This is a genomic window from Pseudomonas sp. S2_C11 (assembly GCF_054668395.1).
On sequence record NZ_CP162765.1, the window covers coordinates 177,722 to 203,940 of the forward strand.

The window sequence follows — 26,219 nt, forward strand, 5'->3', positions numbered from 1 at the left end:
GATCGCTGATTGGCCTGATCTCTGCAATTTCCTTTGAGAACCCATCGACTGATAAAAGGGGAACGCATGACCCCGACACCCAGCAACAAAATCGTCGTGGCCCATTCGGTGCGTGCCGAGGCGCCGCAACATGAAGTCGAGACCAACAAGGCTCTGGCGCGCTGGTTGGCGCAGATTCTCGGCTGCAAATTCGGCGGCAGTTACGATCCGGCCAAACATCGGGGCCGCGAGCTGTATCTGCTGCCAACGCAAACCATCGTCGGCGCCGCCCACGCGCAAGCGCTCGGCATCAAAGGCCCCGATGACTTGTGGGGCGGTTACGTCGAATACGATTTCATCTGCACCAAAGCCATCAGCCACGGTTTGCGCAGTCATCTGGCGCACGCGCCGCAGGGCTGGTCGCCGCTGTTTTCGGAGCGGGTGCGCAACGTTGTGCTCGACGGTCTCAGCGTATTCGCCCTGGAAGATGCGCGGCCCGCCGCCGAGCATCTGTTGTACGCCGGGCCGATTCGCTTGAAGCCGATTCACGCTTGCGCCGGTCGCGGTCAGGAAGTGATCAAAAGCCTCGACGCGTTCGATGAGATCCTCGCGCGGCCCGAGGCGCAAAATCTGTTCAAGGACGGCGTAGTGCTGGAGCAGGACTTGAGCAACGTCGTCACCCACAGCGTCGGCCAGTCGTTCATCGGCGGCAAAGTGTTGAGCTACTGCGGTGATCAATACTTGACTGAGGACGGTCAGGGCGAAGAGGTCTACGGCGGCTCGAATCTGCTGGTGGTGCAGGGCGGCTATGATCAATTGCTCGCGCTGGATCTGCCTGATGATGTGCGTCTGGCCATCGAACAGGCACAGGTCTTCGACAGCGCCGCCAACGAAGCCTACCCGCACTTCTTCGCCTCGCGGCGCAATTACGATATCGCCCAAGGCCTCGACGCCAGCGGCAACCCGCGCAGCGGCGTGCTCGAACAATCCTGGCGCATGGGCGGTGCCAGCAGCGCTGAAGTGGCGGCGCTGCAGAGCTTCGTCAACGATCCACAGATGCGCGCGATTCGCGTGTCGTCGGTGGAAACCTATACCGATCAGGCGCTGCCGGCGGACGCCATCGAGGTCTATCGCGGCCCGGCGGAAAACAGCGCATTTCTTCTCAAATATGTGACGGTCCAATCTTATGACGGCTAGAAGCGAAAGCATTCAAATCGACATTGATGACGAACAGATGAGCGGGACTTTTCTCAGTCCCAAATCGAAAGTCCCGGGGGTGTTGTTTGTTCACGGTTGGGGGGGCAGTCAGGAACGTGATCTGGAGCGGGCCAAAGGCATCGCCGGCCTGGGTTGTGTGTGCCTGACTTTCGACCTGCGCGGGCACACCGGCGGCACCGGAATCCCGCTGACCCGCGTGACCCGTGAAGACAATCTGCGTGATTTGCTGGCGGCCTACGATCGCCTGCTGGCGCACCCGGCCCTCGACACTTCGGCGATCGCCGTGGTCGGCACCAGTTATGGCGGTTATCTGGCCTCGATCCTGACGTCACTGCGCCCGGTGCGCTGGCTGGCGCTGCGCGTGCCGGCGCTGTACCGGGATGAACAATGGCACACGCCCAAGCGCGATCTGGACAAGGCCGACCTGCGCGATTATCGCAATACGCTGGTGCGCGCCGACAGCAATCGCGCCCTGCATGCCTGCTCGCAATTCACGGGTGACGTGCTGTTAGTGGAATCGGAAACCGACGATTTCGTGCCCCACGCGACGATCATGAGTTACCGCGCCGCCTGTCAGCAGACTCACTCGTTGACCCATCGGATTATTGATGGCGCCGATCACGCGTTGAGTGATCCGGTTTCGCAGCAGGCCTACACCTCGATCCTGGTGGACTGGATTACCGAGATGGTGGTGGGGGAGCGGTTGAGCATTATCCAATCCAGATGATCTGTCGCGAGTACCGGCCCCTTCGCGAGCAGGTTCGCTCCCACAGGTTGAACGCATTTCAAATGTAGGAGCTGCCGAAGGCTGCGATCTTTTGATCTTGATTCTAATGTGTGGGTTTCTTCTCGATCCGCAGTGCCTTTGCCTTGGCCTCCACCACCAGATACATCACCACCGTGATCAACAGCGGCAGCAGAAAATAAATCGCCCGATACGCCAGCAATCCCGCGACCAGACTGCCGCGCGACGCCTCGTGCTGCAGCAGCGCCACGAACACCGCCTCCAGCACACCCAGCCCCGCCGGAATGTGCGTAATGACCCCGGCAATCGCGCTGATCAACAGCACCCCAAGCACCAGCGGATAATCCAGTTTGCTTGGCAGCAGAGTGAAGATCACCGCCGCCATCAGCGACCAGTTCAACGCGCCCAAGAGCAATTGCAGCACCGCCATGCGCAGCGACGGCAGGTTGATTTCCACGCCGCGAATCGACCACTCGCGGCGTTTGGAAAACTGACACGCCGCCAGATAGCCGGCGCTGACCAGCAGCAATAACACCCCGACCAGTTGCAAGGCCGAACTGCTGAGTTTCCAGCCCGGCGGCATAGTCACCAGACCGCTGCTGAACACTACGCCAGCGATGGTCATGTAGCCGAACCAGTTGGTTGCCAGGCTCAGGCCGAGAATCTTGGCAATGTTGCCTTTGCTCACGCCCAGCCGCGAATACAAGCGATAACGCATGGCGATGCCGCCGACCCAGGCGCTGAGATTGAGGTTGAAGGCGTAGCTGATGATGCCCACCGGCAGGATCTGCTTCCAGGTCAGGTCTTGCCGAATGTAAGTGCGGCCGATCAGGTCGAAACTGGCGTACACCAGAAAACTCAGCAGGGTCAGGCTGGCGGCGATGATCAGTGTGCGCACCTTGAAATCGGCGAGGGTCTCCAGCACCTCGGCCCATTCGATGCGCGTGGCGAACATCGTCAGCAAGACGATCAGCGCGAGAAAAAACAGGATGGTCAGCGGACGTTTCCAGCGGCTCCATTTCGACGGCGCCGCTTGTGTCGAATGGCTATCGGAATGGACTTCGGAATGACTCATGGACGCGCACCTCGGAAAGGCTTCAGACGCGGTTTATGCGCCGGCAGCCAACCGGCCATGGCCGGGAAGTGCCGCAGGAAGTGGAACACGAGAAAGCCCACGGTCATGTGCCAGATGCGCCCGCGCGGCAACAGCTTGGCGTCCATGGCCTTGCAGTGGTTCTGGCTGAGGTCTTCGAGGCGTTCGTACAGGTGCTGATTGAACGCGCGGTCGCGGATCAGCACGTTGGCTTCCAGATTCAGCGACAGGCTCAGCGGGTCGAGATTGCTCGAGCCCACGGTGCTCCAGTCATCGTCGACCAGCGCGACCTTGCCGTGCAGCGGGCGTTGGCAGTATTCGTGAATCTGCACGCCGGCACGCAGCAGATAATCGTAGGTCATGCGCGCTGCCAGTTTGGCTACGAGCATGTCCGGCTGGCCTTGCAGAATCAGCCGCACCTCGACGCCACGGCGGGCGGCGTTGCGGATTTCACGCAGCAGCCGGTAACCGGGAAAGAAGTAGGCGTTGGCAATGATCACCCGGCGCTTGGCCTTGCGCAGCACCTGCAGATAGACGTCTTCAATATCGGTGTTGTGTTGATCGTTATCGCGGAACACCAGACGTACCTGGCCGTCGTGATCGGTGAAGGCCATTTCCTCCAGGCGCTGGCGCCGGCGCTGCCACCAGAACCGCGCGCGTCCGGGACGACCGCTTTGCAGCAGGGCGAAGTGATGAATATCGGCGACCACCGGGCCCTGGATCTCCACCGAATAATCCTGCTTGGCTTCAGGGCCGAAATCGGCCAGGTGATCGCCGGAAAAATTGATCCCGCCAATGAACGCGATCAAGCCGTCGACCACTACGATCTTGCGGTGCAAGCGGCGGAACCAGTTGGTGCGGATGCCCAAATGCTTTGGCGCCGGATCGAAGATTTGCAGATGCACGCCGGCATCGCTCAAGGCCGACAGATAGCCGGTGCTCAGCTCGCCACAGCCGAAGCCGTCGAGGCTGACCGTGGTGCGCACGCCGCGCTGGGCGGCTTCGATGAGGATTTGCTGCAACTCGGCGCCGACCTTGTCTTCGAAAACGATGAAGGTCTCCAGCAGGATCTCGCTCTTGGCTGCGCGCATCGCTTCGAATACCCGGGGGAAATATTCCTCGCCGTTTTCCAGCAATTGCACGCGGTTGTTGCTGTGCCATTGATACTCGACGTCAACGTGGCCGGGCTCGCGCACCGGCGGGTTCAGCGGGACCGGGTCGACGGCGGATTTTTCCAGTGGCGCACTGTTCATAGTTCAATCTCCACCGATAACGGTGCGTGGTCGGAAAGGTGGGACCAGGGCCGGTTGGTCAAAACTTTCGGGCGGCTGGCCTTGAGGTTGCGTACGTAGATGCGGTCGAGTCGTAGCGCTGGCAGCCGTGCGGGAAAACTGCGCGCCGGTTTGCCGTACCGCTCGGCGAACACTTCGCGCAGGCCACAGGGCTTGAGCTGCGCATCGGCACGCTGGCGCCAGTCGTTGAAATCGCCAGCGACGATCACCGGGGCATCAGCGGGCAATTCGGCGAGACGTTGCATCAGCAGATCCAGTTGCGCGTTGCGGTGGCTCTCGCGCAGGCCCAGATGCACGCAGATCGCATGCACTTCGGTGCCGTCGCCAGGCAGGCGCAGCACGCAATGCAGCAGGCCACGGTTTTCATGGCCGCTGATCGACACGTCGAGGTTGTCGTGGCGGATGATCTGGAATTTCGACAGCAGCGCATTGCCGTGGTCGCCCGCCGGGTACACGGCATTGCGCCCGTAGGCGAATTGCGGCCAGAGGCTGTCGGCGAGAAATTCGTATTGCGGCATCGTCGGCCAGTTGTCGTAGCGTTTCGGATGCTGCTCGTGCGTGCCGTGGACTTCCTGCAGAAACACCACGTCGGCGGCGACGCTGCGCACCGCTTCACGCAGCTCCGGCAGGATGAAACGCCGGTTCAGCGCGGTGAAGCCCTTGTGGGTGTTGACCGTCAGTATGGTGAAGGTGCGCACCGAGGGCGCAACCACGGAGCCTTCGTCGGTGAAACCGACCGGTTCGGGAATGCTCATGACAGAACTCCTTCTGCGGCGACTTGCCCGGGAGTTGTGGCGAGGTCTTTGTCGAGGTCCAAGCGCTGCAACAAGTTGCGTGCGTCGTAGGGCGCGCGGACTTTGATGTCGTTGTCGAAGTAGCAGAACACTTCGCGGGATTTGCGCGCGCGGGGTTTCAGGCGTGGGGCTATCAGGTGGGCGTCCTCTGGCTGTTTACCGTGATGCCAGGCGTCGATGCGCTCGGCCCAGCGCTTGAGCGCTTGCTCGGAATAACCGCTGGCGTAGAGCTCTTCGGCGCCGTGCAGGCGCAGATAGACGAAGTCGCTGGTGAGGTCTTCGCGGTACGGCCATTTGCCGGCGGTGTCGGCAATGACCAGCGCGGTGTTATGGCGCTTGAGCAGGCGCACGAATTCCGGATCGATGAAACTTTCATGACGGATTTCCACCGCATGGCGCAGCGGTTTCTTGCGCCAGGCTTTGACGCTGGCGTGGCCGGGAAGATGCGAGTCGTGCTGGCGGGCGAGGGCGGCTGCGGCTTGGGTATCGTGGGGCAGTTGCGCGAGAAAGTGATCGAAGCGCTCGGCGTCGAATTTGAAATTCGGCGGAAACTGCCAAAGGATCGGCCCGAGTTTTTCCTTCAGTTCCAGAACGCCCGAGGCGAAGAAATTCGCCAGCGGCTTTTCGATTTCGCGCAAGCGGCGCACGTGGGTGATGAAGCGCGGCGCCTTGACGCTGAACACGAAGTCATCGGGCGTTTCGGCGTACCACTGGGCGTAACGTTCGGGGCGTTGCAGGGCGTAGAACGATCCATTGATTTCGATGCTGTTGACCGCGCGGGAGGCGAACTGCAATTCGCGCTTCTGCGCCAGTCCCTTCGGGTAGAAATCCCCGCGCCACGGGGCGTAGCGCCAGCCTGAAATACCGATGTGAATCGTCGCCATCCCATCCTCCCGTAGAAAGTCCTCGTGTTGCCGATGTTCTGTGATGACTGCGGCGGGGGCGGGAAAGTTTCGGTGGCGTTACGGACGGTCGCGGGTGAAGCGAAGATCAAGAGCTTACCCCCTCACCCCAACCCTCTCCCCCAAGGGGGCGAGGGGGAAGGGAGCAGATCTTCATGCCTCCTGAAATCGCGTACGACTGTGAAGGGAGCAGATTTTCATGGTCTTCAGGACTTGAGTTCGACTCAAGACGTGCAGTTGGTGATTTTGGTCATGCAACTCGGTCGGCTCCCTCTCCTGGGGGAGAGGGCTGGGGTGAGGGGGCTCTTGAACTTGCCGCGCAATTACCGATCAGTTCCTTACCAGGGTCAGCCACGGGAGATCGGAGCTTTGCGCAATTTCAGGATCGCCATTCTGCTGGGAGCGCTGCTGTGCTTGGGCGTCAACACATCGCAAGCCGTCGCGCTACCGGGCGTTCCGGCTGCCGCCGATACGGCGGAAAAACCCGCCGAACCGGAACCGCTGGTGCAGGGCGGTCTGCTCGGGGCGATCAGTACGAGCATCGACGATGTGCAGGAAAAACTCGATCTCAACGAACACCTGGTCGATGCCTGGCGGCTGCGTGCTGACCGCGCGGCGGATGAGGTCGATCGGCTGGTCAAGCAACCGTCGAATCGCTCGGGCTGGAGCGTCGCCGGGGATTTCCTCACGTTGTCGGGAGTGTGGCTGGGCAGTTTCGCCCTGCTCACCGTGCTCGGCAGTCTGTTGGCCAAGCGTCTGCGTGAGGGCCGCTGGTTGCGCACCCGCCAGCGCAGTCAGGATCTGCTCGGCTACGTGCTGCCGTACACCGTGCCGGCGCTGATCTGCCTGCCTTTGACGCTGTATGTCAGCCATTTTCTGCAAGCTTCGGTGGGCCGTGCGCTGGCGCTGTGTCTGGCCTATGCCACCAGCAGCGGTATCTTCTCCACATCGATGTTGTTGTGCGTGGTGGTGATGTTCAACGTCGGGCACAAGCGCGCCGCCGCGCGAATCATCCGTGAATACTGCCCGCGCCCGCTGTTCCTCATCGGCTTTCTCGCCGCGCTCAGCGATGCCCTGACCAGCCCGCAGATCGCCCGGCAACTGGGCGGCAATATCACCAGCAGCATCGCCGTGTTCACCGGGCTGATCGCCTCGGTGATTTTCGGTTTGCTGGTGATTCGCCTGCGCCGGCCCGTGGCGCATCTGATCCGCAATCGCCCGCTCAGTCAGCGTTTGAAACAACCGTCGCTGCAGGAGTCGCTGCGGATATTTTCCGGGCTGTGGTATTGGCCGATCGTGCTGATGGTGCTGGTCTCGGCAGTCAGCCTGATCGGCATCGGCGAGGACAATCAGAAAGCCCTGCGCTGTGCCTTGTTCACCACCGTGCTGCTGATCGCCACGGTGTTTCTCAGCACGGTGTTGCAGCACCTGTTCAAGTCGCGCAAAGCCGAAGCGATCCAGCGCAGCAGTGCCTACAAGGAACGCTTTCTCAGCCTGTTGCATGCGTTGCTGCGCATCGTCATGGCGATTGTGTTCATCGATATTCTCGGGCGGATCTGGGGCGTGTCGTTGCTCGATTTCGCCCAGAGCAGCACCGTCGGTCGAGCGATCAGCAACGCCTTGAGCAGCATCGGCCTGATCTTCCTGGTGACGTGGCTGCTGTGGGTGGTGCTCGACACGGCGATTCAGGAAGCGCTGAAACCGCCGCTGAGCAAACGCGCGGCACGCCAGCCGAGCACGCGGGTGAAAACCATCCTGCCGCTGCTGCGCAACGCGATCAAAATCATCCTCGTGGTGATCTGCGCGATTACCACCATGGCCAACCTCGGCATCAACGTCGCGCCGCTACTGGCCGGTGCGGGCGTGGTCGGTCTGGCGATCGGTTTCGGTTCGCAGCAACTGGTGCAGGACGTCATCACCGGGTTGTTCATCATCATCGAAGACACCCTGTCGATCGGCGACTGGGTGGTGCTCGATTCCGGCCACGCCGGCACCGTGGAAGGTTTGACCATCCGCACCTTGCGCCTGCGGGACGGCAAGGGTTTTGTGCACTCGGTGCCGTTCGGCCAGATCAAGGCTGTGACCAACCAATCACGCCAGTTCGCCTTCGCATTTTTCTCGGTGCAGTTCACCTACGACACCGATGTCGACAAAGCCATTGAGCTGATTCGCGAGGCCGGTGATTCGATCCGCGAAGACCCGTTCCTCAAGTACAACCTGCAAGGGCCGCTGGATGTGTTTGGCGTGGACAAAATGGACTTGAACGGCGTGGTGTTGACGGCGCAATTTCGCACGGTGTCAGGTGGGCAATATGCGGTGAGCCGCGCGTTCAACCAGCGCTTGAAGAAGCTTGTGGATAACACACCCAATGTGCATTTTGCGCAGACTTATCCACAGCAGGTTCTGTTGCCAAAGCGACAGGAGGAGGGGGCGGTGGTTGCGGGTGAGGTGCCGCAGGAGTCGCGGACCTGACGCCTGTTTGTGTAGAGACAGGGCCGGCGCTTTCGCGAGCAGGCTCGCTCCCACAGGGGCAATGGGATTGGACTGTGGGAGCGAGCCTGCTCGCGAAGACGCCGGTGCGAACACTCTCAATGCCGGATCAGCTTGGCATGCAGTTGTCCCATGGCTATCGGATCCAGCTCTACCCAAACCTGCTGCTTGCCGGCAATCACCGCGGCCACCGGCACCCCATCGCGATACACCAGCCGATTGCTCACCAGCGCCGGCACTTTCACCCCGGGCAACAACGTCCCGGCGAGATTCAATGGATCAACCCCACACACCGCCACCAGGCTGCCGTCCTGCGGGCGTCGGCGTACTTCGCGCAGCAAGGGAATGGCTTCGGGCAAGGCAAACTGCTCGCCAGCCAGACCACTGACAAACCGCCCGCCACGAATCTCGCCCCGCGCCTCCAGACGATGAAAGGTGCGCAGCAATTCCCGCCAACTCGGCAGCCAGTCCGCTTCGCGTTCGAGCAAGCGCCAGAACACCACGCCGTAGCGGTGCAGCAGGGTCATGGCGACGTGTTCGAGTGTCTCGGCGGCATCTGCTGACGAACCCCGGCGCAGCAATGCCCAGCGCCCGGCATCGTCCATGCCGCCGATAAACGCGCCGCGCCCGCGTCGGCTACTGCGCTGCTGGCGCTTGCTTGCCGGCGTGATCAGCGCGCGCAGGCCGGCGAAGCTGTCGGCGTTCACCAAACCTGCGGCGACCAGTTCCTGCAGGGCGATTTCCAGTTCGCTGCGCAGCAGGCGCGCTTCATGAATCAACTCATCGAAAAACAGCGCGCCATGCTGACTCAGCGCCTCAAAGACTTTCTGTGTTTTCGGCGATAACTCGCTCACTGGCGTCTGCTCAGCCAACGCACTCCACAAACCCACCTGACTGCGCGGCAGCAGCACAATCGGTGTACTGCGCAATGCCGAGCCGCTGACTTTCTGCCGTGCACTGATGCGCGTCCACACCAGTTTGCCGTTGCGGCACAGTTCATCCAGCCAGCTCGGCGAATAGTCCTTGAGGCGTGCCGGCAGGATGTCGCTGTCCCATGCCGAGGCTGCCGCCGGATAACCTTCGAACTGGCCGACAATCGCCGGCAGCACCGCACTGCCCTGACCTTGGGTGGCCGGCGTCAGATGCTGCCAGTCGAACAGAAAACGCATGAAGTCCTGCAATGCCACCGGTTCGATTTCCCGGCGCAGGCGCTTGACCGTGTAGCGATGGATGCGCGCGAGCAGATGGCGTTCGCACCATTCTTCAATCGCGCTGTTCGGCGTGAACTGGCCGCGCAAGACGTAGCCTTCACGCTCCAGTCGGGCGAGGGCCTGACTCACTTGCGCGGCGGGCAGGGCGAGCGGCTCGGCGATGGCCGGCAACGGGATTGGCCCAAAGGCGCCGAGACGGGCGCGGATCACTTCGACCAGCGCCTCATCGAATGCCCATGCGTCGTCGAAGCCGGGCAGCACGACTGCTGCGCTTGCCAACGTCGCCTGTGGATAAAGTGCTTGCAGGCAACTCAAGCGTTCGCGGGCCAGCCATAACTGATGCTCGGCGTCGATCTGCAACAGGCAGGCGCGGCCGCTGGCCATCAGCGTTTGCAGCCAGTCCGGCCAACCCACATTGGCGCGGGCTTCGGCATCGCTGATGCAGGCGAGGCTCATCAGCGCTTCGTGCATTTCATCCATGGAATTGGGCGACGGCCAGGCTTCTTCGCGCACCGCCGTGATCGCGTCGGCGTCCAGCGCGCCGAGGTCGTCGGTCGACTGCGGATCGCTCCAGCGTCGGTTGATCACCGCTTGGGTGCGGCGTTCCTCAAGCGGCGCGTCGTCGAGAAACGTGTAGGGGCGGGCGCTGAGGATTTCTGCCGCCAGCGGCGACGGCGCAGGTAAATCCCGGGCGATCAGGCGCACCTCGCCACGCTCCATGCGCCGCAGCAGGGTCAGCCAGCCTTCGCTGTCCATAGCTTCGTGCAGGCAATCGTCGAGGGTCTGTTCCACCAACGGATGTTCGGGGACTTCGCGCTCGCCGGCGAGGTTTTCCAGGCAGGCGATCTGGTCGGGAAACACGCTGGCGATGAGGTCTTCGCTTTTCATCCGTTGCAGTTGCGGAGCGACTTTGCGCCCGCCGGTAAAACGCGGCAACGCCAGCGCCACCCCGGCATTCCAGCGCCAGCGCACGCCGAACAATGGCGCATCAAGCACTGCTTGAATGAGCGTGTGTTCAGCGCTGTTGCTGTGCAGGTAACGCCAGACTTCGTCGAGCTCGAAGCTGTGGCTGGTGGACAGCGACAGCACGATCGCGTCTTCGCTGGCGGCGGCCTGCAACTCGAAGTTGAAGGTGCGGCAGAAACGCTTGCGCAAGGCCAGGCCCCAGGCGCGGTTGATGCGGCTGCCGAACGGCGTGTGAATGATCAGTTGGGTGCCGCCGGACTCGTCGAAAAACCGCTCCATCAACAGCGTGTCCTGCGAGGGCAGGGCGCCGAGGGTTTGCCGCGCGCGCGCCAGATATTCGACCAGTTGCTCGGCGCTGGCGAGGTTGAGGCCGAGTGTGGCGGTCAGCCAGTCGAGCGCCGGTTGCAGATTGCCGGGGCTGGCGCTGAGCAATTCGTCCAACTGCGCTTGCAGGCGCGCGACGGCCGCCGACAGTTCATCACTGCGCCCCGGCGCTTCGCCGAGCCAGAACGGAATGGTCGGCGGCATGCCCTGCGCATCCTCGACCCGCACCTTGCCGCTCTCTACCCGCAGAATGCGATACGAGGTATTGCCGAGCTGGAACACATCGCCGGCGATACTTTCCACGGCGAAATCTTCGTTGACGCTGCCGATGTTCAAGCCCTGGGGTTCTAGCAATACGCTGTAGTCGGCGTTGTCCGGGATGGTGCCGCCACTGGTCACGGCGGTCAGTTGCGCGCCACGCCGGCCACGTAATGTGCGGCTGACGGCGTCGCGGTGCAGGTAGGCGCTGCGGATGCCCTGACGGCCGTTGTAACCCTCGGCGAGCATGCTCAGCAGGGCCTGATAGTGTTTTTCGTCGAGGTCGCGATAGGGCCAGGCTCGGCGGAACATCGCCAGCAACGCGTCCTCCGACCATTCCTGGCAACTGACCTCGGCAATGATCTGCTGCGCCAGCACGTCCAGCGGTTTTTCCGGAATGTGCAGCGTATCCAGCTCGCCCCGGCGCACGCAGTCGAGCAGGGCGGCGCACTCGATCAGGTCGTCGCGGGTGGTGGCGAACAAACGCCCCTTGGGCGTGCCGCCGACCTGGTGTCCGGAGCGACCGACTCGTTGCAGAAACGCAGCAATCGAACGCGGTGAACTGATCTGGCAGACCAGATCGACTTCACCGATATCGATGCCCAGCTCCAGTGATGCAGTGGCGATCAGCACTTGCAGCTCGCCGCATTTGAGGCGCTGTTCCGCATCGAGGCGAAACTCTTTGGCCAGGCTGCCGTGGTGCGCCGCCACGGCCTGCTTGCCGAGGCGGTCGCTCAGATGCCGGCTGAGGCGCTCGGCAAGGCGTCGGGTGTTGACGAAAATCAGCGTGGTGCGGTGCTCGCGAGCGAGTTCTGCGAGGCGCTCGTACACCAGTTCCCAGACATCGTTGGCCATCACTGCCGACAACGGCACCGGCGGCACTTCGATACCCAGGTCTCGTGGGCGGGCGTGGCCAATGTCGACGATTTCGCAGGGGCAATCGTGACCGACCAGAAACCGCGCCACGGCTTCTACCGGTTTCTGCGTCGCGGACAGGCCGATGCGGGTCAGCGGTTCGGCGCACAACGCTTGCAGCCGTTCAAGGCTCAAGGACAGATGACTGCCGCGCTTGCCCGCGGCCATGGCGTGGATTTCGTCAATGATCACCGTGCGCGTGGTGCCGAGCATCTTGCGCCCGGATTCCGAGCCAAGCAGCACGTACAGCGATTCCGGGGTGGTCACGAGAATGTGCGGCGCGGTCTTGCGCATGGCGGCGCGGTCTTTCTGTGGCGTGTCGCCCGTGCGCACGGCGGTGGTGATGGTCAGCTCCGGCAGGCCCATTTCGCGCAAATGCGCGGTAATGCCAGCGAGCGGGTTCTGCAGGTTGATCTGAATGTCGTTGGACAGTGCCTTCAACGGCGAGACATAGACCACCAGGGTTTCGGCGGGCAGACCGTCAGGATGCTCCAGCCCTCGGTGCACAAGCTCATCGAGCACGGCGAGGAACGCGGTCAGGGTCTTGCCCGAACCGGTGGGCGCAGCGATCAGCGTCGAACGGCGCTGGCGAATCAACGGCCACGCACGGGCCTGAGCGGCGGTGACCGCCGGGAAAGTCTTGTTGAACCAGGCGCTGACGGCGGGGTGAAAGCCGGCCAGCGCGCTGTTGGCGGGGAGGGGCAGATTCATGACTGAAGTTATGCGGGCGGGGGCGGGAAGATGCAAGTACCGCTGGAGATCTTCAGCGACAGTCAGGCCCTCATCGTCGGCAAGCCAACTCCCACAGGATTCATGCCTGGCACAAAACTGTGGGAGCTGGCTTGCCAGCGATGAGGCCGGTTGCCTCAATACAAATCCGCGCATCTACACTTTACGGATGACGGTTGCGCACTAAACCCGCAAAATGCAACGATTCCGGCAATTATCGACGACTGTTCCACGAGAACCGTCGCTAAAGCCATCGTTCCAATCAGACTGGGCCTGCTGACTCTATGCGAATGCGCCTTATGTTACTGGGCGGCGGAAATGCCCTTGGGCAGGCGCTGATTCGCCTCGGTGCGGAAGAAGACATCGGTTTCCTCGCCCCCCGCCCGCCCGAAAACGGCTGGGATGCCGCGAGCCTCACCCAATTGCTCGACGACACCCGTCCCGATGCGTTGATCAATCTCGCCTACTATTTCGACTGGTTCCAGGCCGAGAGCGTCAGCGAAAGCCGCATGACTGGCCAGGAACGCGCCATCGAGCGTCTGGCCGAACTGTGCCAGCACCACAACATTGTCCTCGTGCAGCCGTCGAGCTATCGCGTGTTCGACGGCTCGCGGGCCACGGCCTACAGCGAAAAAGACGAACCGGTGCCGCTGGGCCTGCGCGGTCAGGCCTTGTGGCGCATCGAGCAAAGTGTGCGCGCGACCTGCCCGCAACATGTGCTGCTGCGTTTCGGCTGGCTGCTCGACGACAGCCCGGACGGCACCCTCGGACGCTTCCTCGCCCGTGCGGAACAACCCGAAGAGTTGTTGCTGGCCGATGATCGTCGCGGCAATCCGACTCCGGTCGATGACGCCGCGCGAGTGATCATCTCCGTGCTCAAGCAACTCGACTGCGCCGCGCCGCTGTGGGGCACTTACCATTACGCCGGCCACGAAGCGACCACCCCGCTGGCGCTGGGCCAGGCGATTCTCACCGAAGCACGCAGCCTGCATCCGCTGGCGATCGAAGCACCGACTGCGCAGGCACATGCCGCGCGCCCGGACGCCGCCGAAGAGCCGCAACATGCAGTGCTGGCCTGCAAGAAAATTCTCCACACTTTCGGGATCAAACCGCGCGCCTGGCGTGCTGCACTCCCGGGTCTATTGGACAGGTTCTACCGACATGGCTGAAGCAACGGTTCTAATCACTGGCGGAGCCGGATTCATCGGCTCGCACCTGACCGATGCCTTGCTCGCCAAGGGCTATGCGGTACGCGTGCTTGACGATCTGTCGACCGGCAAGCGCAGCAACCTGCCGCTGGACAATTCCAAGGTCGAACTGGTGGTCGGCGATGTCGCCGATGCCGCTTTGGTCGCCCGCGCCATGCAAGGCTGCGACGCTGTCGCGCATCTGGCGGCCGTGGCCTCGGTGCAGGCCTCGGTGGACGATCCGGTGAAAACCCACCAGAGCAATTTCATCGGCACCCTGAATGTCTGCGAAGCCATGCGTCTGGCCGGGGTCAAGCGCGTGGTGTATGCCTCCAGCGCGGCGGTGTACGGCAACAATGGCGAGGGCGAGTCGATTGATGAAGACACGCCAAAAGCGCCGCTGACACCCTACGCCTCGGACAAACTGGCCGGTGAGCAATACTTCGATTTCTACCGTCGCCAGCATGGCCTGGAGCCGGCGATTTTCCGCTTCTTCAACATCTTCGGCCCCCGCCAGGATCCGTCCTCGCCGTATTCCGGGGTGATCAGCATCTTCAGCGAACGTGCGTCGAAAGGTTTGCCGATCACCGTATTTGGCGATGGCGAGCAGACCCGCGATTTTCTTTATGTCGGTGATCTGGTCGATTTGCTGGTGCAGGCGCTGGAAAAGCCTGAAGTGCAGGAGGGCGCGGTCAATGTTGGCTGGAATCAGGCGATGAGCCTGAAGCAGATGCTCGAAGCGTTGAAATCAGTGGTCGGTGAACTGCCGCCCGTGAGCTACGGGCCGGCGCGTTCGGGTGATATCCGCCATTCGCGGGCTGACAACCGACGCTTGCTGCAGCGCTTTGAAATGCCGCCGCAGACGCCGATGAGTGTGGGCCTGGCGCGCTTGCTCGGGCGCTCCTGAGAAGCCCCTCACCCTAGCCCTCTCCCAGGGGGAGAGGGAACTGACTGAGGTGTTTGTGAGAAGTACGCCGACTTGCGATACCCAGTCGAACTCAGGTTTTGAACAACACACAAATCGGCTCCCTCTCCCCCGGGAGAGGGCTGGGGTGAGGGGCCCGGGCCTCCAACGCCCCACATGACTCAGCACCAAATGAAAAAGGCGCCCTGCAACAGGCGCCTTTTTCACGGCCGGAATATCGCTATTCCTGTGGCGAGGGAATGTTATTCCCCGATCGACTGCGTACGGTCGTCGTCAGGTCTGTGCCTGCCCGCCACCAAGCCTCATTCACCACCACGTGAACGTTCAGTAAAAAATCGACTTAGAACTTATAGCCCAAACCGACCATGTAGATGAACGGATCGACATCCACATTCACCCGTGCACGGGTGCCCGGTGCGACGGCGTTGTTCTCGACGGTCGCGCGGGTATCGATATCGATATAGCGCACCTGGGCGTTGAGCATGATGTTGTCGGTGATCATGTAGTCGGCACCGACCTGCCAGGCCAGGCCCCAGGAGTTTTTCGCCTTGAAGTTGCTGAAGCCGTTGGCGCTGGCTTCGCTGCCGACGTGTTCGTCGTAGATCCAGGTGTAGTTGATGCCACCGCCGACATACGGCTGGAAAGCCGATTTCGAATCCAGCGGGTAGTAGACGACGCTGAGGGTCGGCGGCAGGTGTTTCAGGGTGCCGAGCTTGCCGTTGGCGGCGGGCAGGGCGGTGCCCTTGAGCTTGACGTCATGCTCGAACGGCGTGGCTGCCAGCAGCTCGATACCGATGTTGTTGGTGAGCATGTAGGCGAAGTTCAGACCCAGTTGGGTGTCGCTGCTCATGGTCGCCTTGCCGCCCAGATCAGTGCCGCTCAGCGGACCCTGATCGACCTTGACGCTGGAACTGTCGGCCTTCGGGTTGACGGTGATCGCACCGGCGCGCACAAGGATGTCACCGGCTTCGTGGGCGTGGGCTAGCGGGGCTGCGAGCGCGAGGGCAAACAGCGAGGCGCTGAGCAAGGACTTGTTCATGGGGGCTCCGAAAGGACATAAAAATTCGATGTCCTAGGGTACGAAGCCGTCTGATACGGTGTTTTGACTCAGCTCAATGAAACAGTGAAGGCCCGTTTTTTTGTGGCGTTCATCTCGGCCCCATCGCTGGCAAGCCAGCTCCCACAATGATCCCGTTGTTTGTCAGTTTTTTGCTCACCCACATAACCTGTGGGAGCGGGCTTGCCCGCGATGGGGTCTCTGCGGACAATACAATACTACCGGGAATTACTCCGGCAGTTCATACGCATAAATCTTCTCCGCCTCCATCTGATACCCGGCATCGGCCAACTCACTGCTTGAGGCTTTCACCTGCAACGGTCCTTCGACCCAGTACGGCTGATACAGCTCATCAAGCTTCACGCCCAGTTCGCTTTTCACGTGGACGATCTGGTTCGACGGCGGTGGCGGTACGTGGATACAGGCGCCGAAGTACGGCACCAGCAAAAAGTCCGTGGTGCGCCCCTCTTCGCTGACTTCCAGCGGCACGATGTAACCGGGCAGGCGAATGTTCTGCCCGTCGAGGCTCTTCACTACCGGTGCGTTGGGCATGTCCTGCTTGGCCGCCGGCGCGGACTCGGCAGAGAGTGCGTCGCCCATCTTCGACAGGTCGTGCAGCGGGGTCATGTTCGGCACTTCCGGCGCGGCGTCCGGCGGGATCATTTCCGACCAGGTCAGGTCTTTCGGCGCCGCTGCCAACACGGGCAGGGCGACCAGCATCAGCAGCGCAAGCAGGGCGCGGGGCATGGTGAACATCCTCATAAACGGATCGACAGGCCATCGGCCAATGATTGGCGATACGCGCGCCAGGCCGGCACGCTGCCCATCAGCAGCGCGGCCGCCAGAATGCCACCGAGCAGCGTCCATTCATACTCGCTCGGCCATGCCAGCGGCAGATACAAACCGTAATTGGCCTGCACGTAACCTTGCGCAGCGGCGATGCCGATGTACAGCAATGCCAGTCCGGCGATGACTCCGGTCAGCGCCAACGCAAAGGCTTCCAGCACCAGCAGGCTTGCGATGTGCCACGGCCGCGCGCCCACCGAACGCAGAATCGCCATCTCGCGGCGACGTTCGTTGAGGCTGGTGAGAATCGCCGTGAGCATGCCGATCAGCCCGGTCAGCACAACGAACAGCGAGACCACGAACAAGGCTTTCTCGGCCGTGCTCATCAGGCTCCACAATTCCTGCAAGGCCACGCCCGGCAGGATCGCCAGCATCGGTTCGCCACGGTATTCGTTGATCTCGCGCTGCAAGGCAAAGGTGGAAATCTTGCTGTTGAGGCCGAGCATGAACGCGGTGATCGCTTGCGGGGTCAGGTCCATATTGCGCGCCTGATCAGCGCTGATCCTGCCGTTGCCGCGCGCCGGCACGCCGTTGTGCCAGTCGATGTGGATCGCCTCCATGCCGCCGAGGCTGATGTGCAACGTGCGGTCCACCGGGGTGCCGGTGCGCTGGAGGATGCCGACCACGGTGAACGGTTTGTCGTCGTGCTTGACCAGGCTGATCGCCGCCACGCCATGGGCCAGTACCAGTTTGTCGCCGAGCTTGTAGTGCAGCGCTTCGGCGACTTCGGCACCGAGCACCACTTCGAAAGGATCGGTGGCAAACGCGCGACCGTCGGCCAGCGCCAGGTGTTGCTGGCGCCCATACTGGTAGTGCTCGAAATAGGCTTCGGTGGTGCCCATCACGCGATAGCCGCGATGGGAATCGCCCAGGGACATGGGGATTGCCCACTTCACTTTCGGGTTGTTAGCGAAGTGTTCAAAGCTGTCCCAGCGAATGTTGTTGGTAGCGTTGCCGATGCGGAACACCGAATACAGCAGCAGGTTCACCGACCCCGAACGAGCGCCGACGATCAGGTCAGTACCGCTGATGGTGCTGGCGAAACTGGCCTTGGCTTCGGTGCGCACGCGCTCGACGGCGAGCAGCAGGCACACCGAAAGAGCAATGGCGAAAGCAGTGAGCAATGCGGTGAAACGGCGGTTGGCCAGGCTGGCCATGGCCAGACGAAACAGATACATCTCAGACCTCGGCGGACGTGGCGGCGCGATTGAGTTCGGCCAGGGACAGATGACGGTCGAACAGCGGCGCCAGGCTCTGGTCATGGCTGACGAACAACAGACTCGATCCGGCCTCGCGGCACTCGGCAAACAGCAGGCGAATGAAATTTTCGCGGGCGTCGTAATCCAGCGCCGAGGTCGGTTCGTCGGCGATCACCAGCTCCGGTTGGCCGATCAATGCGCGTGCGGCGGCGACCCGTTGTTGCTGGCCGATCGACAGCGAGTCGGCGCGGCGGCTGAGGATGCTTTCGTCTTTCAGACCCAGGTGGGCGAGCAACGTGGCGGCGGCTTGATCGACGCTGCCGTGGCGCTGTTTCGCCCGTTGCGCACGCAGTTTTGAAAAATGACACGGCAACTCAACGTTCTCGCGCACCGAGAGAAACGGCAGCAGGTTGAATTGCTGGAAAATGTAGCCAGTGTGATCGACACGAAACGTATCGCGCTTGCCGGCAGAAAGCTCGGTCAGCTCCTGGCCGAGCAGGCGAATGCTGCCCCGATTGGGCTTCTGCACCCCGCCAAGCAGGCCGAGCAGGGTGGTCTTGCCACTGCCGCTGGGGCCTTTGAGAAACAGGGTTTCGCCGGCTTGCAGACGAAACGCCGGGATGTCCAGCAGCGGCGGGTGACCGGGCCAGTTGAAGCCAAGGTCGGAAAGTTCGATGAGTGCTTGGGTCATGGCACCGATTTTCATGAAGTGAACACATAACCCTGTGGGAGCGAGCCTGCTCGCGAAAGCGCTGGGTCAGACACCCACCTGTCAACTGACACGCCGCCTTCGCGAGCAGGCTCGCTCCCACAGGGGATTTCGGTGGATCCTAGAATTTCAGCGCAGCCGATTTCGCCGTCACTTCGGTACCTTGCTGGCCGGTCGCGCTGATTAGTTGTACCTGAATCTTCTGCGTTGCCGGGAAGGTTTTGAAGATGTTGGCCAGATTCAGCGTGTTCAGCGCGCCCGGTGTGGCGCAGCTGAATCGGTAATGCGCGTGGATTTCGCTGTGGTCGTGGTGATGCTCGTGACCGTCCTTGTCCGCTTCATCTTCGTCGTGATCATCGGCGTCCGGCTTGTCGCCGAACAGCGGGCTTTCCAGTTCCTGGCTCACTACCTTGCAACCGGCCGCAGCGGGCAGACTGAACAGGGCCAATGGTTTTTCCAGCTGCGCCCGAGCGGCGGCCACTTTGGCCTTGTCGGCATCCGACGTCGCGGCGTGTTCAAAACCGACCAGATTCATCGCCGGGCTTTCCAGCTCCAGCTCCAGGGTCTGACCATCGAGCGCGGCGTTCAGCCGGCCCACGCCATGTTCGTGAGCGCCGAGGCTGCCGTGCTCATGATCGTGATCGTGCTCATCAACCGCATGGGCAGCGGCCAGCGGCAACAGGGCAAACGGCAAAGCGAGCAACAGACGACGCATGACGGACTCCTAGAAAAATGAAAAGTTTGTTATGTAATCTTATAACGAAAGTGCGCAGAGTGTGCCCGTGCGCTTGAGATTGCGCAAGACATGGCTAAGCACCGCCCGGGATGAGGTCGCGGGCGGTGCTGGGATTGAATGTCATGCTTGCAGAATCAGAAGCCTGCGCCGGGATAGTCGAACCAATAGTGTCCCGAAAGGACATCGTTGATCAGATTTGCGTCGAGCACGCTCGGGGCATCGCGACTGAAACGCTGTCGCCAAGCCGGAAGCCACCAGTAGTTGATGGCTGTTCCGCGCGGAAATACCACCAGAGTCAGCACCTCCTTATCCATTTTGCCCTGCGTGTAGAGTTGATGACTGCGATCCATCAGGGCCATGTACTGGTCGATTGGCAGTCTGAACATAAGTGCCATGGTGAAGATTTTTTCACTCTGACTGAACGCCGGACTCTGCAGTACCCGCAATGCTTCGCAAGTGTGTGAATTCGGTTGACTCGCTATGCTCTGGCCTTCGGGGGTTGAAAGTATGTCGAAACGATCATCCATGTCTCGCCAGTCGGTCCGGCTATTGCGCTCAAAGTAATCACGAATAACAAGGGTCAGTGGACCTGCAGTTTCCCCGTCAGCGGGACAAGCCGAAAGATCGGCAGGCAACCAGATGCGCCATGCCACGATGAGCAAAAACGGAATTATGAGGAGGAGCGAATAAGGGCGTTTCATTGTGGCGTGCTGTGTTTGTAGCGTCGGAAAATAGTGAAGTCATGGTCGCTGGGATTTGCATTGCCGGTCGCATGGCGAAAACCTGCGTCGTTAACTTCAACTTTTTCCCACCCTGCAGAAATGCATACGCCCTTCGTTAGAACGAAGCCGACATGGCCGCTGGCGTCGGAATAATTCATTGCGTAAGCGCCGACGTCCCCGGGCAACGGCGTGCGCTCGACTTTCCAGCTGTTAAGCAATCGTTGTCCATTCGCCCATTCACCCGCGAGCGGAGGACTAACCTTGGAGAAATATGGCAGGTATTTCGATTTGCCATGTTCAATCAACGCCACGTTGACCCCAATTGCGGTCAGCACGTCGTAGACGAACAGATTGCATTTATTTGTGTTTGGTGGAAATTCCACGCTCTGGCTGAGAGTAGGGTGTGGCAGCGACTTTTTGCTTTTATTCCCTGCCCACTGTGTTGATCCCCGGTGTGACAGCGCCTCCATCAGTATCCTGCGCGGCATGTCCTGAATGACGACTTTCACCGTTCGGGTTTCATTTGTACGTTTCACACCATATTCGACTTCGTAGAATGCGTCGTTCGAGACAGCGCCGCTGGTCGTTAGCGGGACTTTTACCCACGGTGATATCGCTACGATCGAAAGAGACTTCCCTGGATTCAACGTAGCAGTGTGCATACCTTTTTTTGTACCGGAGTTCCCCACAATCTGAACCGTCACTTCGTGGGTGTCTCGGGTTTTGATCGACGGTAGTTCCTTGCCCGCGAGCGTTATAGCGATCTGGCCGTTTTTGGATATCAATGAATAAATGCGAGGCCTGTCATCGTTTTGAACGATGTTGTCATCTACGACCTGACCGTCGATAAGCAGCTGAAATTTTACGCCTGGCGGTGGCTGCATCAGAAAGTCTTTAAAGATGAGTTTGATTTCCGATTTCATGACAAATCCTGTGTCAGGGGCTCTTCATAGGCATAGAAAGTCCATTCGGAATCTTCCCCTACCAACAGGGTGTCGTAATCCGAAGCGTTTTTTACCGGGTGTTCGCAGCCTTCGCCTGTGAGGTTGCAAGTGCTGTCTTGTAAAACGGCAACCTTCGCCTTGTCCTTGAGTTTGTAAGCCAAACCTGGCTTTTCCGTGTCATTAAGGCGTTCGATGATGACCTGCAAGTAGCGATAAGAGGTCAGGGCAGCAATCGGTGGCCCCATGTCAATTGGAGCGGGCCGGCCAATTCCTGCGAAACCACTGTGTTGCTGAGTGAGCAGCTTATTGGTCATGGGCGGACAACCGCAGGCGACGTAGTCACCCTCTAGCGCAGCTGGTCCGGCAGGTAAAATCAGCGTTCTTTCACCCACTGCTACGATGGGGCCTTTGCCAGGCCCACAGACCGGACAACTGGCGAGTTGTCCAATGGAAGCGATTATTCTTCCTTCGATATTGAGGTTCTCATTTCCTTCAAGTATCACGCCACCTGTAGAGGTCGGGCCTCCTTTAGAGGCCAGTTTTCGTCCTGAAGACATTGGGAATCCTTCCCGCAAAAAGAGATTAATTTAGCCGATCAACCGGGAATTACCAGATGTGTTTGGCGCCCTTTACTTGGCGTTGCACAAGTCCCGTGGGAGCATGCAGGTCAGAAAAGTGCAGGAGCGAACTTGATGTTGCGGATACGCGGAACGGTCGGCGAGGTGCCGGTGGATTTGACGGTGGAGCTGGATGACAGCGATTGGGCCAGGCTGGGTTCGGCGCTGAGCGGGCAGGCGCCGGTCGCGCAGTCCGAGGCAGTGGCGTCGGCCCCGGCGGCGAAGCCGGTGAATCAGGACGATGCGCTGTGGCAGGTGGCCAAAGACTTGCTGCGTAAGGCCGGGCAACTCAGTGGACCGGATCTGCTCGATCAACTGGAAGCGCTGACCGGCAGTGCGGTGGCGGGCAAGCGTTTGCTCGTGCGCTTGCGCCACAGTTCCGATGTGAAAGTGGCGAGCGGCGGGGATACGCCGCTCTATAGCTGGATCGGGTAAGGCCTTAATACAGCGCCGCAAACACTTTGCGACGGTAAGCCGTCACCAACGGATGATCATTGCCCAGCAGTTCGAACACCTGCAGCAAGGTCTTGTGCGGCAAGCCTTCGCCGTAGCTGCGGTTGCGGATGAACAGTTTGAGCAAGGCGTCCAGCGCCGCTTCGTATTGCTGGCGCGCCAGTTGCTGGATCGCCAGTTGGTACACCGCTTCATCATCCTGCGGATTTTGCGCCAGGCGGCTCTTCAGGTCGGCGGCGTCCGGCAGATCGCGGGCGAGGCCGAGGAACTGGATCTGCGCTTTGGCGCCGGCCAGTGCGGCTTTGTGCTCATCGCTCTTGACCGCGTCGAGCACGGTTTGCGCTTCGCCCAGTTCGCCGCGTTCGGTCAGGCAGCGTGCGTAAAGGATCAGCGCCCTGGCGTTGGTATTGTCTTCATTGAGCAGGGTCACCAGCGCCGCTTCCGCCTAGGCGAAGTGACCTTCGTCGAACATCGCCTGAGCCTGTTCGAACGGGTCGGCAGCGGCCGGTGGCGGCATCTGCACATGCGGTTCGAGCAGGGCGCGCACGGCGGATTCCGGTTGTGCCCCGGCAAAGCCATCGACCGGCTGACCGTCCTTGAACAGCACCACGGTCGGCAGGCTGCGGATGCCGAAGCGGGCGACGATGTCCTGCTCGATGTCGCAGTTGACCTTGGCCAGCAGCAACTCGCCCTGATAGCTCTCGGCAATGCCTTGCAGCATCGGCATCAACGCCTTGCACGGCGCACACCATTCGGCCCAGAAATCCACCAGCACCGGTTTGTTGAAGGAGGCTTCGATCACCGACTGGTCGAAATCGGCAGTCGTGGCGTCGAAGATGTACGGCGTTTGCTCACTCATGGGGGATCTCGTCAAAGCGTGGATGGGGCAACTATAAGGCTTGGTGGGGGGTGGCCGGAAGCGGGGCGGGTCGAGAGGTGTGTTGCATGGGCGGACGCCTTCGCGAGCAGGCTCGCTCCCACAGGGGATTTATGAACGGCACAGATCCAGTGTGGGAGCGAGCCTGCTCGCGAAGCTTTTAGCTAGCGCCGCGCATGGTAGAGGCTGACATGTCTGAATTCTTCGGGCTCGGCCAGATCGGGGAGGGTCATCGCCTCCAGCATCTCGATCCGTTCATACAACGGATGCCGAAAATCCCGCACCCGTGAATCCGCCACCAGCGCCTCGCGTCCGCGACTGAGAAACGCGTCGAGCAGCGGCAAGTTCGCCCGGTCGTACAACACGTCGGCGACCAGGATCAGATCGAAGCGATCGGCCTCGACAAAGAAGTCCGTCGAGTAGCTCATCTGCACATTGTTGAGCTCGGCGTTCGCCTTGCACGCGGAAATCGCCAGCGGATCGAGATCGCAGGCCACCACTTCCAGCGCTCCGGCCTTGACCGCTGCGATCCCGGCGATCCCGGAACCGGCGCCGAAATCCAGCACGCGCTTGCCGCGCACCCACTCTGGAAACTGTGCCAGATAACGCGCCACGGCCAAGCCGCTGGCCCAGCAAAAGCTCCAATAGGGCGGTTCATGCAGGATGCGCTGGGTTTCTTCCTGGCTGAATTCGCGGGCCATGTTGTCACCGTCGATCAGCCACAGCTGCAAATCGGTGCCGGGCAACGCGCAGGCTTTCAGTCTGGCGTCGCCGAGCAATTCCCCCAAGGCCTGTTGCAGGTCGAGCGGTGCTGTCATGGCGCTTTGACGAATTGCAGCTGGCCCAAAGCCTGAGTGGTCGGTTGAGTGATGGTCTGCGACGGCAGGTGCAGGATCAATTGCCCGGACTGGCTGGCGCGACCGCGCAGCTCGACCCGTGCGCCGGCCGGAAACGCCTCGGGGTTGAACCGCAGGTGGAACGGCAGAATCTGGTTGTTGCCGATCAGGCTGGAACTGGCGAGCAGTTGCTGTGGGCGGTCCTTTTCATCGATCACCAGCAGCGCCAGTTCGACTTCGGCGCCGGCCGGCACCCCTTGCAGGCTGCCGCTCAATTCGCGCTGATGCGCCGGCAGCGGGCCGAGTTCGGCAGCCTCTTTGGCTTTTTTCTGCGCCTGCTGCGGCGCGGGGCCTGGGGTCGGCGGTTGCGGCTTGGGCGCGTCGCTGCCACAGGCCACCAGCAGGCTGAAAAGACTGAGCAGAACGAGCGGACGTAACGGCATTGGAGGCTCCGGCAGAATGAATTCCATGGATCAGACGATCATGCCGTTCTGTATACCGCAAAGCCTATGGCTTGTCTTGCCACGGGGATGCGCTACCATGGCCCTCCCATTTTTTGTTGCCAGCCACCATGCACTGTCCCTTCTGCGGTGCCAACGACACCAAGGTCATCGACTCGCGTCTGGTCGCCGAGGGCGAACAGGTGCGCCGCCGGCGTGAATGCCTGGCCTGCGGCGAACGTTTCACGACGTTCGAGACGGCCGAACTGGTGTTGCCGCGCCTGATCAAAACCGACGGCAGCCGCCAACCGTTCGACGAAGAAAAACTCCGCGCCGGCATGCAACGCGCGCTGGAGAAACGTCCGGTCAGCGTCGAGCGCCTCGAATCCTCTCTGGTCCACATCAAGCACAAGCTGCGCGCCACCGGCGAACGCGAGGTCAAGTCCCTCGTGGTCGGCGAACTGGTGATGGCCGAGCTGCAAAAGCTCGATGAAGTCGCCTACATCCGCTTCGCTTCGGTGTACAAGCGCTTCCAGGACCTCAATGAATTCCGCGAAGAGATCGACCGCCTCGCCCGCGAACCGGTGAAAGAATGACCACCGCCGCCGAGCAGGCGATCCTCGACGCGCATTTCATGGCCCGCGCGCTGGAACTGGCGCGCAAGGGCCACTACACCACCCATCCCAATCCGCGGGTCGGTTGCGTGGTGGTGCGTGACGGCCAGATTGTCGGCGAAGGCTGGCATGAGCGCGCCGGCGAACCCCATGCCGAAGTCCACGCCCTGCGCGCGGCCGGTGAACTGGCCCGGGGCGCGACGGCGTATGTGACCCTCGAACCTTGCAGCCATCACGGACGCACGCCGCCGTGTGCGGATGCCTTGGTGACCGCTGGCGTTGCCCGGGTCGTGGCGGCGATGCGTGATCCCAATCCACAAGTTGCCGGGCGCGGTTTGCAGCGCCTGGCCGAGGCCGGTATCGCCACTGAAAGTGGGGTGCTGGAAGCGGAAGCACGCAAGCTCAATCAAGGTTTTCTGAAACGCATGGAGTTCGGCTTGCCGTTCGTGCGGGTCAAGTTGGCCATGAGCCTCGACGGGCGCACGGCGATGGAAAGCGGCGAGAGCCAATGGATCACCGGCCCGGCGGCGCGTTCGGCGGTGCAGCGTTTGCGCGCTGAGGCGGCGGTAGTGCTGACCGGCGCCGACACGGTGCTGGCCGATGGCGCACGCTTGACCGTACGCGCGGACGAGCTCGGTCTGGACAGTGAGCAAACTGCGCTGGCCATGAGCCGCCCGCCATTGCGCGTATTGATCGATGGCCGCCTGCGAGTGCCGCTGGATGCGCCGTTCTTCAAGGCCGGGCCGGCACTGGTCGCCACCTGTGTCGCGGTCGAGGAGCAATACGCCAATGGCCCGGAATGCCTGATAGTGCCGGGTGCCGACGGCCAGGTCGATCTGCATCAATTGCTTATCGAACTGGCCAATCGAGGCACCAACGAGGTGCTGGTCGAGGCCGGGCCGCGTCTGGCCGGTGCCTTTGCGCAATTGGGGTTGGTCGACGAATTCGTGATCTTCATTGCCGGCAAATTCCTCGGCTCCACGGCGCGTCCGCTGCTCGACTGGCCGCTGGCGCAGATGAAAGACGCGCCAGAGCTGAAAATCACTGAAATCCGCGCGGTGGGCGATGACTGGCGAGTCACTGCGATCCCTGTCCCTTCAGCCCGCTTATAATTCCCGGCCATTGCGTTAGCGCTGGCCTC

The 26,219-nt window shown here is 61.5% G+C and carries 23 protein-coding genes and 1 pseudogene; 8 read left to right on the top strand and 16 right to left on the bottom strand.

What is annotated here, in order from left to right:
• Window positions 1–66: 66 nt before the first annotated feature.
• Complete coding sequence (locus AB4N48_RS00880; RefSeq protein ID WP_460094632.1) at window positions 67–1,176, top strand: DUF3182 family protein; 1,110 nt, start codon at window positions 67–69, stop codon at window positions 1,174–1,176.
• Window positions 1,166–1,924 (top strand): alpha/beta hydrolase family protein, encoded by a 759-nt coding sequence (locus AB4N48_RS00885; RefSeq protein WP_042610641.1) that lies wholly within the window; start codon window positions 1,166–1,168, stop codon window positions 1,922–1,924. The genes AB4N48_RS00880 and AB4N48_RS00885 overlap by 11 nt, the downstream gene beginning before the upstream one ends.
• Before the next feature lie 103 nt (window positions 1,925–2,027).
• Here AB4N48_RS00885 and AB4N48_RS00890 read toward each other — a convergent pair whose 3' ends face one another.
• From AB4N48_RS00890 to AB4N48_RS00905, 4 genes are read right to left on the bottom strand one after another with little or no spacing between them, the layout of a single operon-like run.
• Entirely contained in the window at window positions 2,028–3,017 is a 990-nt protein-coding gene (locus AB4N48_RS00890) for a lysylphosphatidylglycerol synthase domain-containing protein (RefSeq protein ID WP_041477676.1), read from the bottom strand.
• Window positions 3,014–4,288, bottom strand: a complete 1,275-nt coding sequence (clsB, locus tag AB4N48_RS00895) for a cardiolipin synthase ClsB (RefSeq protein ID WP_423520144.1) — start codon at window positions 4,286–4,288, stop codon at window positions 3,014–3,016. Before clsB ends, AB4N48_RS00890 begins: the two co-directional genes overlap by 4 nt.
• Window positions 4,285–5,082 (bottom strand): endonuclease/exonuclease/phosphatase family protein, encoded by a 798-nt coding sequence (locus AB4N48_RS00900; RefSeq protein ID WP_460094633.1) that lies wholly within the window; start codon window positions 5,080–5,082, stop codon window positions 4,285–4,287. Before AB4N48_RS00900 ends, clsB begins: the two co-directional genes overlap by 4 nt.
• Window positions 5,079–6,005 (bottom strand): DUF72 domain-containing protein, encoded by a 927-nt coding sequence (locus AB4N48_RS00905; protein ID WP_056790764.1) that lies wholly within the window; start codon window positions 6,003–6,005, stop codon window positions 5,079–5,081. Before AB4N48_RS00905 ends, AB4N48_RS00900 begins: the two co-directional genes overlap by 4 nt.
• Window positions 6,006–6,392: 387 nt before the next feature.
• On the opposite strand from AB4N48_RS00905, the gene AB4N48_RS00910 reads away from it, so the two are divergent.
• A complete protein-coding gene (locus tag AB4N48_RS00910; protein ID WP_095181940.1) occupies window positions 6,393–8,495 on the top strand; it encodes a mechanosensitive ion channel family protein in 2,103 nt (700 codons plus the stop codon).
• 116 nt (window positions 8,496–8,611) lie between these two features.
• Here AB4N48_RS00910 and AB4N48_RS00915 read toward each other — a convergent pair whose 3' ends face one another.
• Window positions 8,612–12,898: a DEAD/DEAH box helicase gene (locus AB4N48_RS00915; RefSeq protein ID WP_460094634.1), complete on the bottom strand. Its 4,287-nt coding sequence runs from the start codon at window positions 12,896–12,898 to the stop codon at window positions 8,612–8,614.
• 302 nt (window positions 12,899–13,200) lie between these two features.
• On the opposite strand from AB4N48_RS00915, the gene AB4N48_RS00920 reads away from it, so the two are divergent.
• Both AB4N48_RS00920 and AB4N48_RS00925 read left to right on the top strand, forming a co-directional pair.
• Window positions 13,201–14,085, top strand: a complete 885-nt coding sequence (locus tag AB4N48_RS00920; RefSeq protein WP_130902598.1) for a sugar nucleotide-binding protein — start codon at window positions 13,201–13,203, stop codon at window positions 14,083–14,085.
• The gene (locus AB4N48_RS00925; RefSeq protein ID WP_375122755.1) at window positions 14,078–15,010 is read left to right on the top strand and encodes an NAD-dependent epimerase/dehydratase family protein; all 933 of its coding nucleotides are present in this window, start codon (window positions 14,078–14,080) and stop codon (window positions 15,008–15,010) included. The genes AB4N48_RS00920 and AB4N48_RS00925 overlap by 8 nt, the downstream gene beginning before the upstream one ends.
• Before the next feature lie 358 nt (window positions 15,011–15,368).
• On the opposite strand, the gene AB4N48_RS00930 is transcribed toward AB4N48_RS00925, so the two are convergent.
• The 8 genes from AB4N48_RS00930 to AB4N48_RS00965 all read right to left on the bottom strand — a co-directional run bounded on the left by AB4N48_RS00930 (window position 15,369) and on the right by AB4N48_RS00965 (window position 21,798).
• Window positions 15,369–16,067, bottom strand: a complete 699-nt coding sequence (locus AB4N48_RS00930; protein WP_150638354.1) for an OmpW/AlkL family protein — start codon at window positions 16,065–16,067, stop codon at window positions 15,369–15,371.
• Window positions 16,068–16,313: 246 nt separating this feature from the next.
• On the bottom strand, window positions 16,314–16,832 hold the full coding sequence (locus AB4N48_RS00935; protein WP_460094636.1) for a DUF3299 domain-containing protein: 519 nt from the start codon (window positions 16,830–16,832) through the stop codon (window positions 16,314–16,316).
• Between the two features lie 11 nt (window positions 16,833–16,843).
• Window positions 16,844–18,109, bottom strand: a complete 1,266-nt coding sequence (locus AB4N48_RS00940) for an ABC transporter permease (RefSeq protein WP_071173729.1) — start codon at window positions 18,107–18,109, stop codon at window positions 16,844–16,846.
• A gap of 1 nt (window position 18,110) precedes the next feature.
• Window positions 18,111–18,821 carry an ABC transporter ATP-binding protein gene (locus tag AB4N48_RS00945; protein WP_460094638.1) on the bottom strand — a complete coding sequence of 237 codons (711 nt, stop codon included), beginning with the start codon at window positions 18,819–18,821 and terminating at the stop codon, window positions 18,111–18,113.
• Between the two features lie 139 nt (window positions 18,822–18,960).
• On the bottom strand, window positions 18,961–19,554 hold the full coding sequence (locus tag AB4N48_RS00950) for a DUF2796 domain-containing protein (protein WP_460094639.1): 594 nt from the start codon (window positions 19,552–19,554) through the stop codon (window positions 18,961–18,963).
• Window positions 19,555–19,709: 155 nt separating this feature from the next.
• Window positions 19,710–20,276, bottom strand: a complete 567-nt coding sequence (locus tag AB4N48_RS00955; protein ID WP_024014498.1) for a hypothetical protein — start codon at window positions 20,274–20,276, stop codon at window positions 19,710–19,712.
• A complete protein-coding gene (locus AB4N48_RS00960; RefSeq protein ID WP_095181933.1) occupies window positions 20,273–21,220 on the bottom strand; it encodes a CHAP domain-containing protein in 948 nt (315 codons plus the stop codon). Before AB4N48_RS00960 ends, AB4N48_RS00955 begins: the two co-directional genes overlap by 4 nt.
• Entirely contained in the window at window positions 21,217–21,798 is a 582-nt protein-coding gene (locus AB4N48_RS00965; RefSeq protein ID WP_252886871.1) for a PAAR domain-containing protein, read from the bottom strand. Before AB4N48_RS00965 ends, AB4N48_RS00960 begins: the two co-directional genes overlap by 4 nt.
• A 135-nt stretch (window positions 21,799–21,933) precedes the next feature.
• Between AB4N48_RS00965 and AB4N48_RS00970 the strand changes: the two genes are divergently transcribed.
• Window positions 21,934–22,293 carry a hypothetical protein gene (locus AB4N48_RS00970; RefSeq protein WP_056790738.1) on the top strand — a complete coding sequence of 120 codons (360 nt, stop codon included), beginning with the start codon at window positions 21,934–21,936 and terminating at the stop codon, window positions 22,291–22,293.
• 4 nt (window positions 22,294–22,297) lie between these two features.
• Here the strand turns inward: AB4N48_RS00970 and trxA are convergent.
• The 3 genes and pseudogenes from trxA to AB4N48_RS00985 all read right to left on the bottom strand — a co-directional run bounded on the left by trxA (window position 22,298) and on the right by AB4N48_RS00985 (window position 24,467).
• A pseudogene (trxA, locus tag AB4N48_RS00975) lies at window positions 22,298–23,170 on the bottom strand (thioredoxin).
• A 182-nt stretch (window positions 23,171–23,352) separates the two neighbouring features.
• Window positions 23,353–24,006, bottom strand: a complete 654-nt coding sequence (locus AB4N48_RS00980; RefSeq protein WP_460094641.1) for a class I SAM-dependent methyltransferase — start codon at window positions 24,004–24,006, stop codon at window positions 23,353–23,355.
• Window positions 24,003–24,467, bottom strand: a complete 465-nt coding sequence (locus AB4N48_RS00985; protein WP_024014493.1) for a YbaY family lipoprotein — start codon at window positions 24,465–24,467, stop codon at window positions 24,003–24,005. The genes AB4N48_RS00980 and AB4N48_RS00985 overlap by 4 nt, the downstream gene beginning before the upstream one ends.
• A gap of 128 nt (window positions 24,468–24,595) precedes the next feature.
• Between AB4N48_RS00985 and nrdR the strand changes: the two genes are divergently transcribed.
• Window positions 24,596–25,060: a transcriptional regulator NrdR gene (nrdR, locus tag AB4N48_RS00990; RefSeq protein WP_007910946.1), complete on the top strand. Its 465-nt coding sequence runs from the start codon at window positions 24,596–24,598 to the stop codon at window positions 25,058–25,060.
• Complete coding sequence (gene ribD / locus AB4N48_RS00995; RefSeq protein WP_460094642.1) at window positions 25,057–26,190, top strand: bifunctional diaminohydroxyphosphoribosylaminopyrimidine deaminase/5-amino-6-(5-phosphoribosylamino)uracil reductase RibD; 1,134 nt, start codon at window positions 25,057–25,059, stop codon at window positions 26,188–26,190. Before nrdR ends, ribD begins: the two co-directional genes overlap by 4 nt.
• The last annotated feature ends 29 nt before the right edge of the window (window positions 26,191–26,219 follow it).

What these genes read in the sequence shown, in the direction of transcription:
- AB4N48_RS00880 (WP_460094632.1), top strand. Translation starts at nt 67, where the DNA reads ATGACCCCGACACCCAGCAACAAAATCGTCGTGGCCCATTCGGTGCGT.
- AB4N48_RS00885 (WP_042610641.1), top strand. Translation starts at nt 1,166, where the DNA reads ATGACGGCTAGAAGCGAAAGCATTCAAATCGACATTGATGACGAACAG.
- AB4N48_RS00890 (WP_041477676.1), bottom strand. Translation starts at nt 3,017, where the DNA reads ATGAGTCATTCCGAAGTCCATTCCGATAGCCATTCGACACAAGCGGCG.
- clsB (WP_423520144.1), bottom strand. Translation starts at nt 4,288, where the DNA reads ATGAACAGTGCGCCACTGGAAAAATCCGCCGTCGACCCGGTCCCGCTG.
- AB4N48_RS00900 (WP_460094633.1), bottom strand. Translation starts at nt 5,082, where the DNA reads ATGAGCATTCCCGAACCGGTCGGTTTCACCGACGAAGGCTCCGTGGTT.
- AB4N48_RS00905 (WP_056790764.1), bottom strand. Translation starts at nt 6,005, where the DNA reads ATGGCGACGATTCACATCGGTATTTCAGGCTGGCGCTACGCCCCGTGG.
- AB4N48_RS00915 (WP_460094634.1), bottom strand. Translation starts at nt 12,898, where the DNA reads ATGAATCTGCCCCTCCCCGCCAACAGCGCGCTGGCCGGCTTTCACCCC.
- AB4N48_RS00920 (WP_130902598.1), top strand. Translation starts at nt 13,201, where the DNA reads ATGCGAATGCGCCTTATGTTACTGGGCGGCGGAAATGCCCTTGGGCAG.
- AB4N48_RS00925 (WP_375122755.1), top strand. Translation starts at nt 14,078, where the DNA reads ATGGCTGAAGCAACGGTTCTAATCACTGGCGGAGCCGGATTCATCGGC.
- AB4N48_RS00930 (WP_150638354.1), bottom strand. Translation starts at nt 16,067, where the DNA reads ATGAACAAGTCCTTGCTCAGCGCCTCGCTGTTTGCCCTCGCGCTCGCA.
- AB4N48_RS00935 (WP_460094636.1), bottom strand. Translation starts at nt 16,832, where the DNA reads ATGCCCCGCGCCCTGCTTGCGCTGCTGATGCTGGTCGCCCTGCCCGTG.
- AB4N48_RS00940 (WP_071173729.1), bottom strand. Translation starts at nt 18,109, where the DNA reads ATGTATCTGTTTCGTCTGGCCATGGCCAGCCTGGCCAACCGCCGTTTC.
- AB4N48_RS00945 (WP_460094638.1), bottom strand. Translation starts at nt 18,821, where the DNA reads ATGACCCAAGCACTCATCGAACTTTCCGACCTTGGCTTCAACTGGCCC.
- AB4N48_RS00950 (WP_460094639.1), bottom strand. Translation starts at nt 19,554, where the DNA reads ATGCGTCGTCTGTTGCTCGCTTTGCCGTTTGCCCTGTTGCCGCTGGCC.
- AB4N48_RS00955 (WP_024014498.1), bottom strand. Translation starts at nt 20,276, where the DNA reads ATGAAACGCCCTTATTCGCTCCTCCTCATAATTCCGTTTTTGCTCATC.
- AB4N48_RS00960 (WP_095181933.1), bottom strand. Translation starts at nt 21,220, where the DNA reads ATGAAATCGGAAATCAAACTCATCTTTAAAGACTTTCTGATGCAGCCA.
- AB4N48_RS00965 (WP_252886871.1), bottom strand. Translation starts at nt 21,798, where the DNA reads ATGTCTTCAGGACGAAAACTGGCCTCTAAAGGAGGCCCGACCTCTACA.
- AB4N48_RS00970 (WP_056790738.1), top strand. Translation starts at nt 21,934, where the DNA reads ATGTTGCGGATACGCGGAACGGTCGGCGAGGTGCCGGTGGATTTGACG.
- AB4N48_RS00980 (WP_460094641.1), bottom strand. Translation starts at nt 24,006, where the DNA reads ATGACAGCACCGCTCGACCTGCAACAGGCCTTGGGGGAATTGCTCGGC.
- AB4N48_RS00985 (WP_024014493.1), bottom strand. Translation starts at nt 24,467, where the DNA reads ATGCCGTTACGTCCGCTCGTTCTGCTCAGTCTTTTCAGCCTGCTGGTG.
- nrdR (WP_007910946.1), top strand. Translation starts at nt 24,596, where the DNA reads ATGCACTGTCCCTTCTGCGGTGCCAACGACACCAAGGTCATCGACTCG.
- ribD (WP_460094642.1), top strand. Translation starts at nt 25,057, where the DNA reads ATGACCACCGCCGCCGAGCAGGCGATCCTCGACGCGCATTTCATGGCC.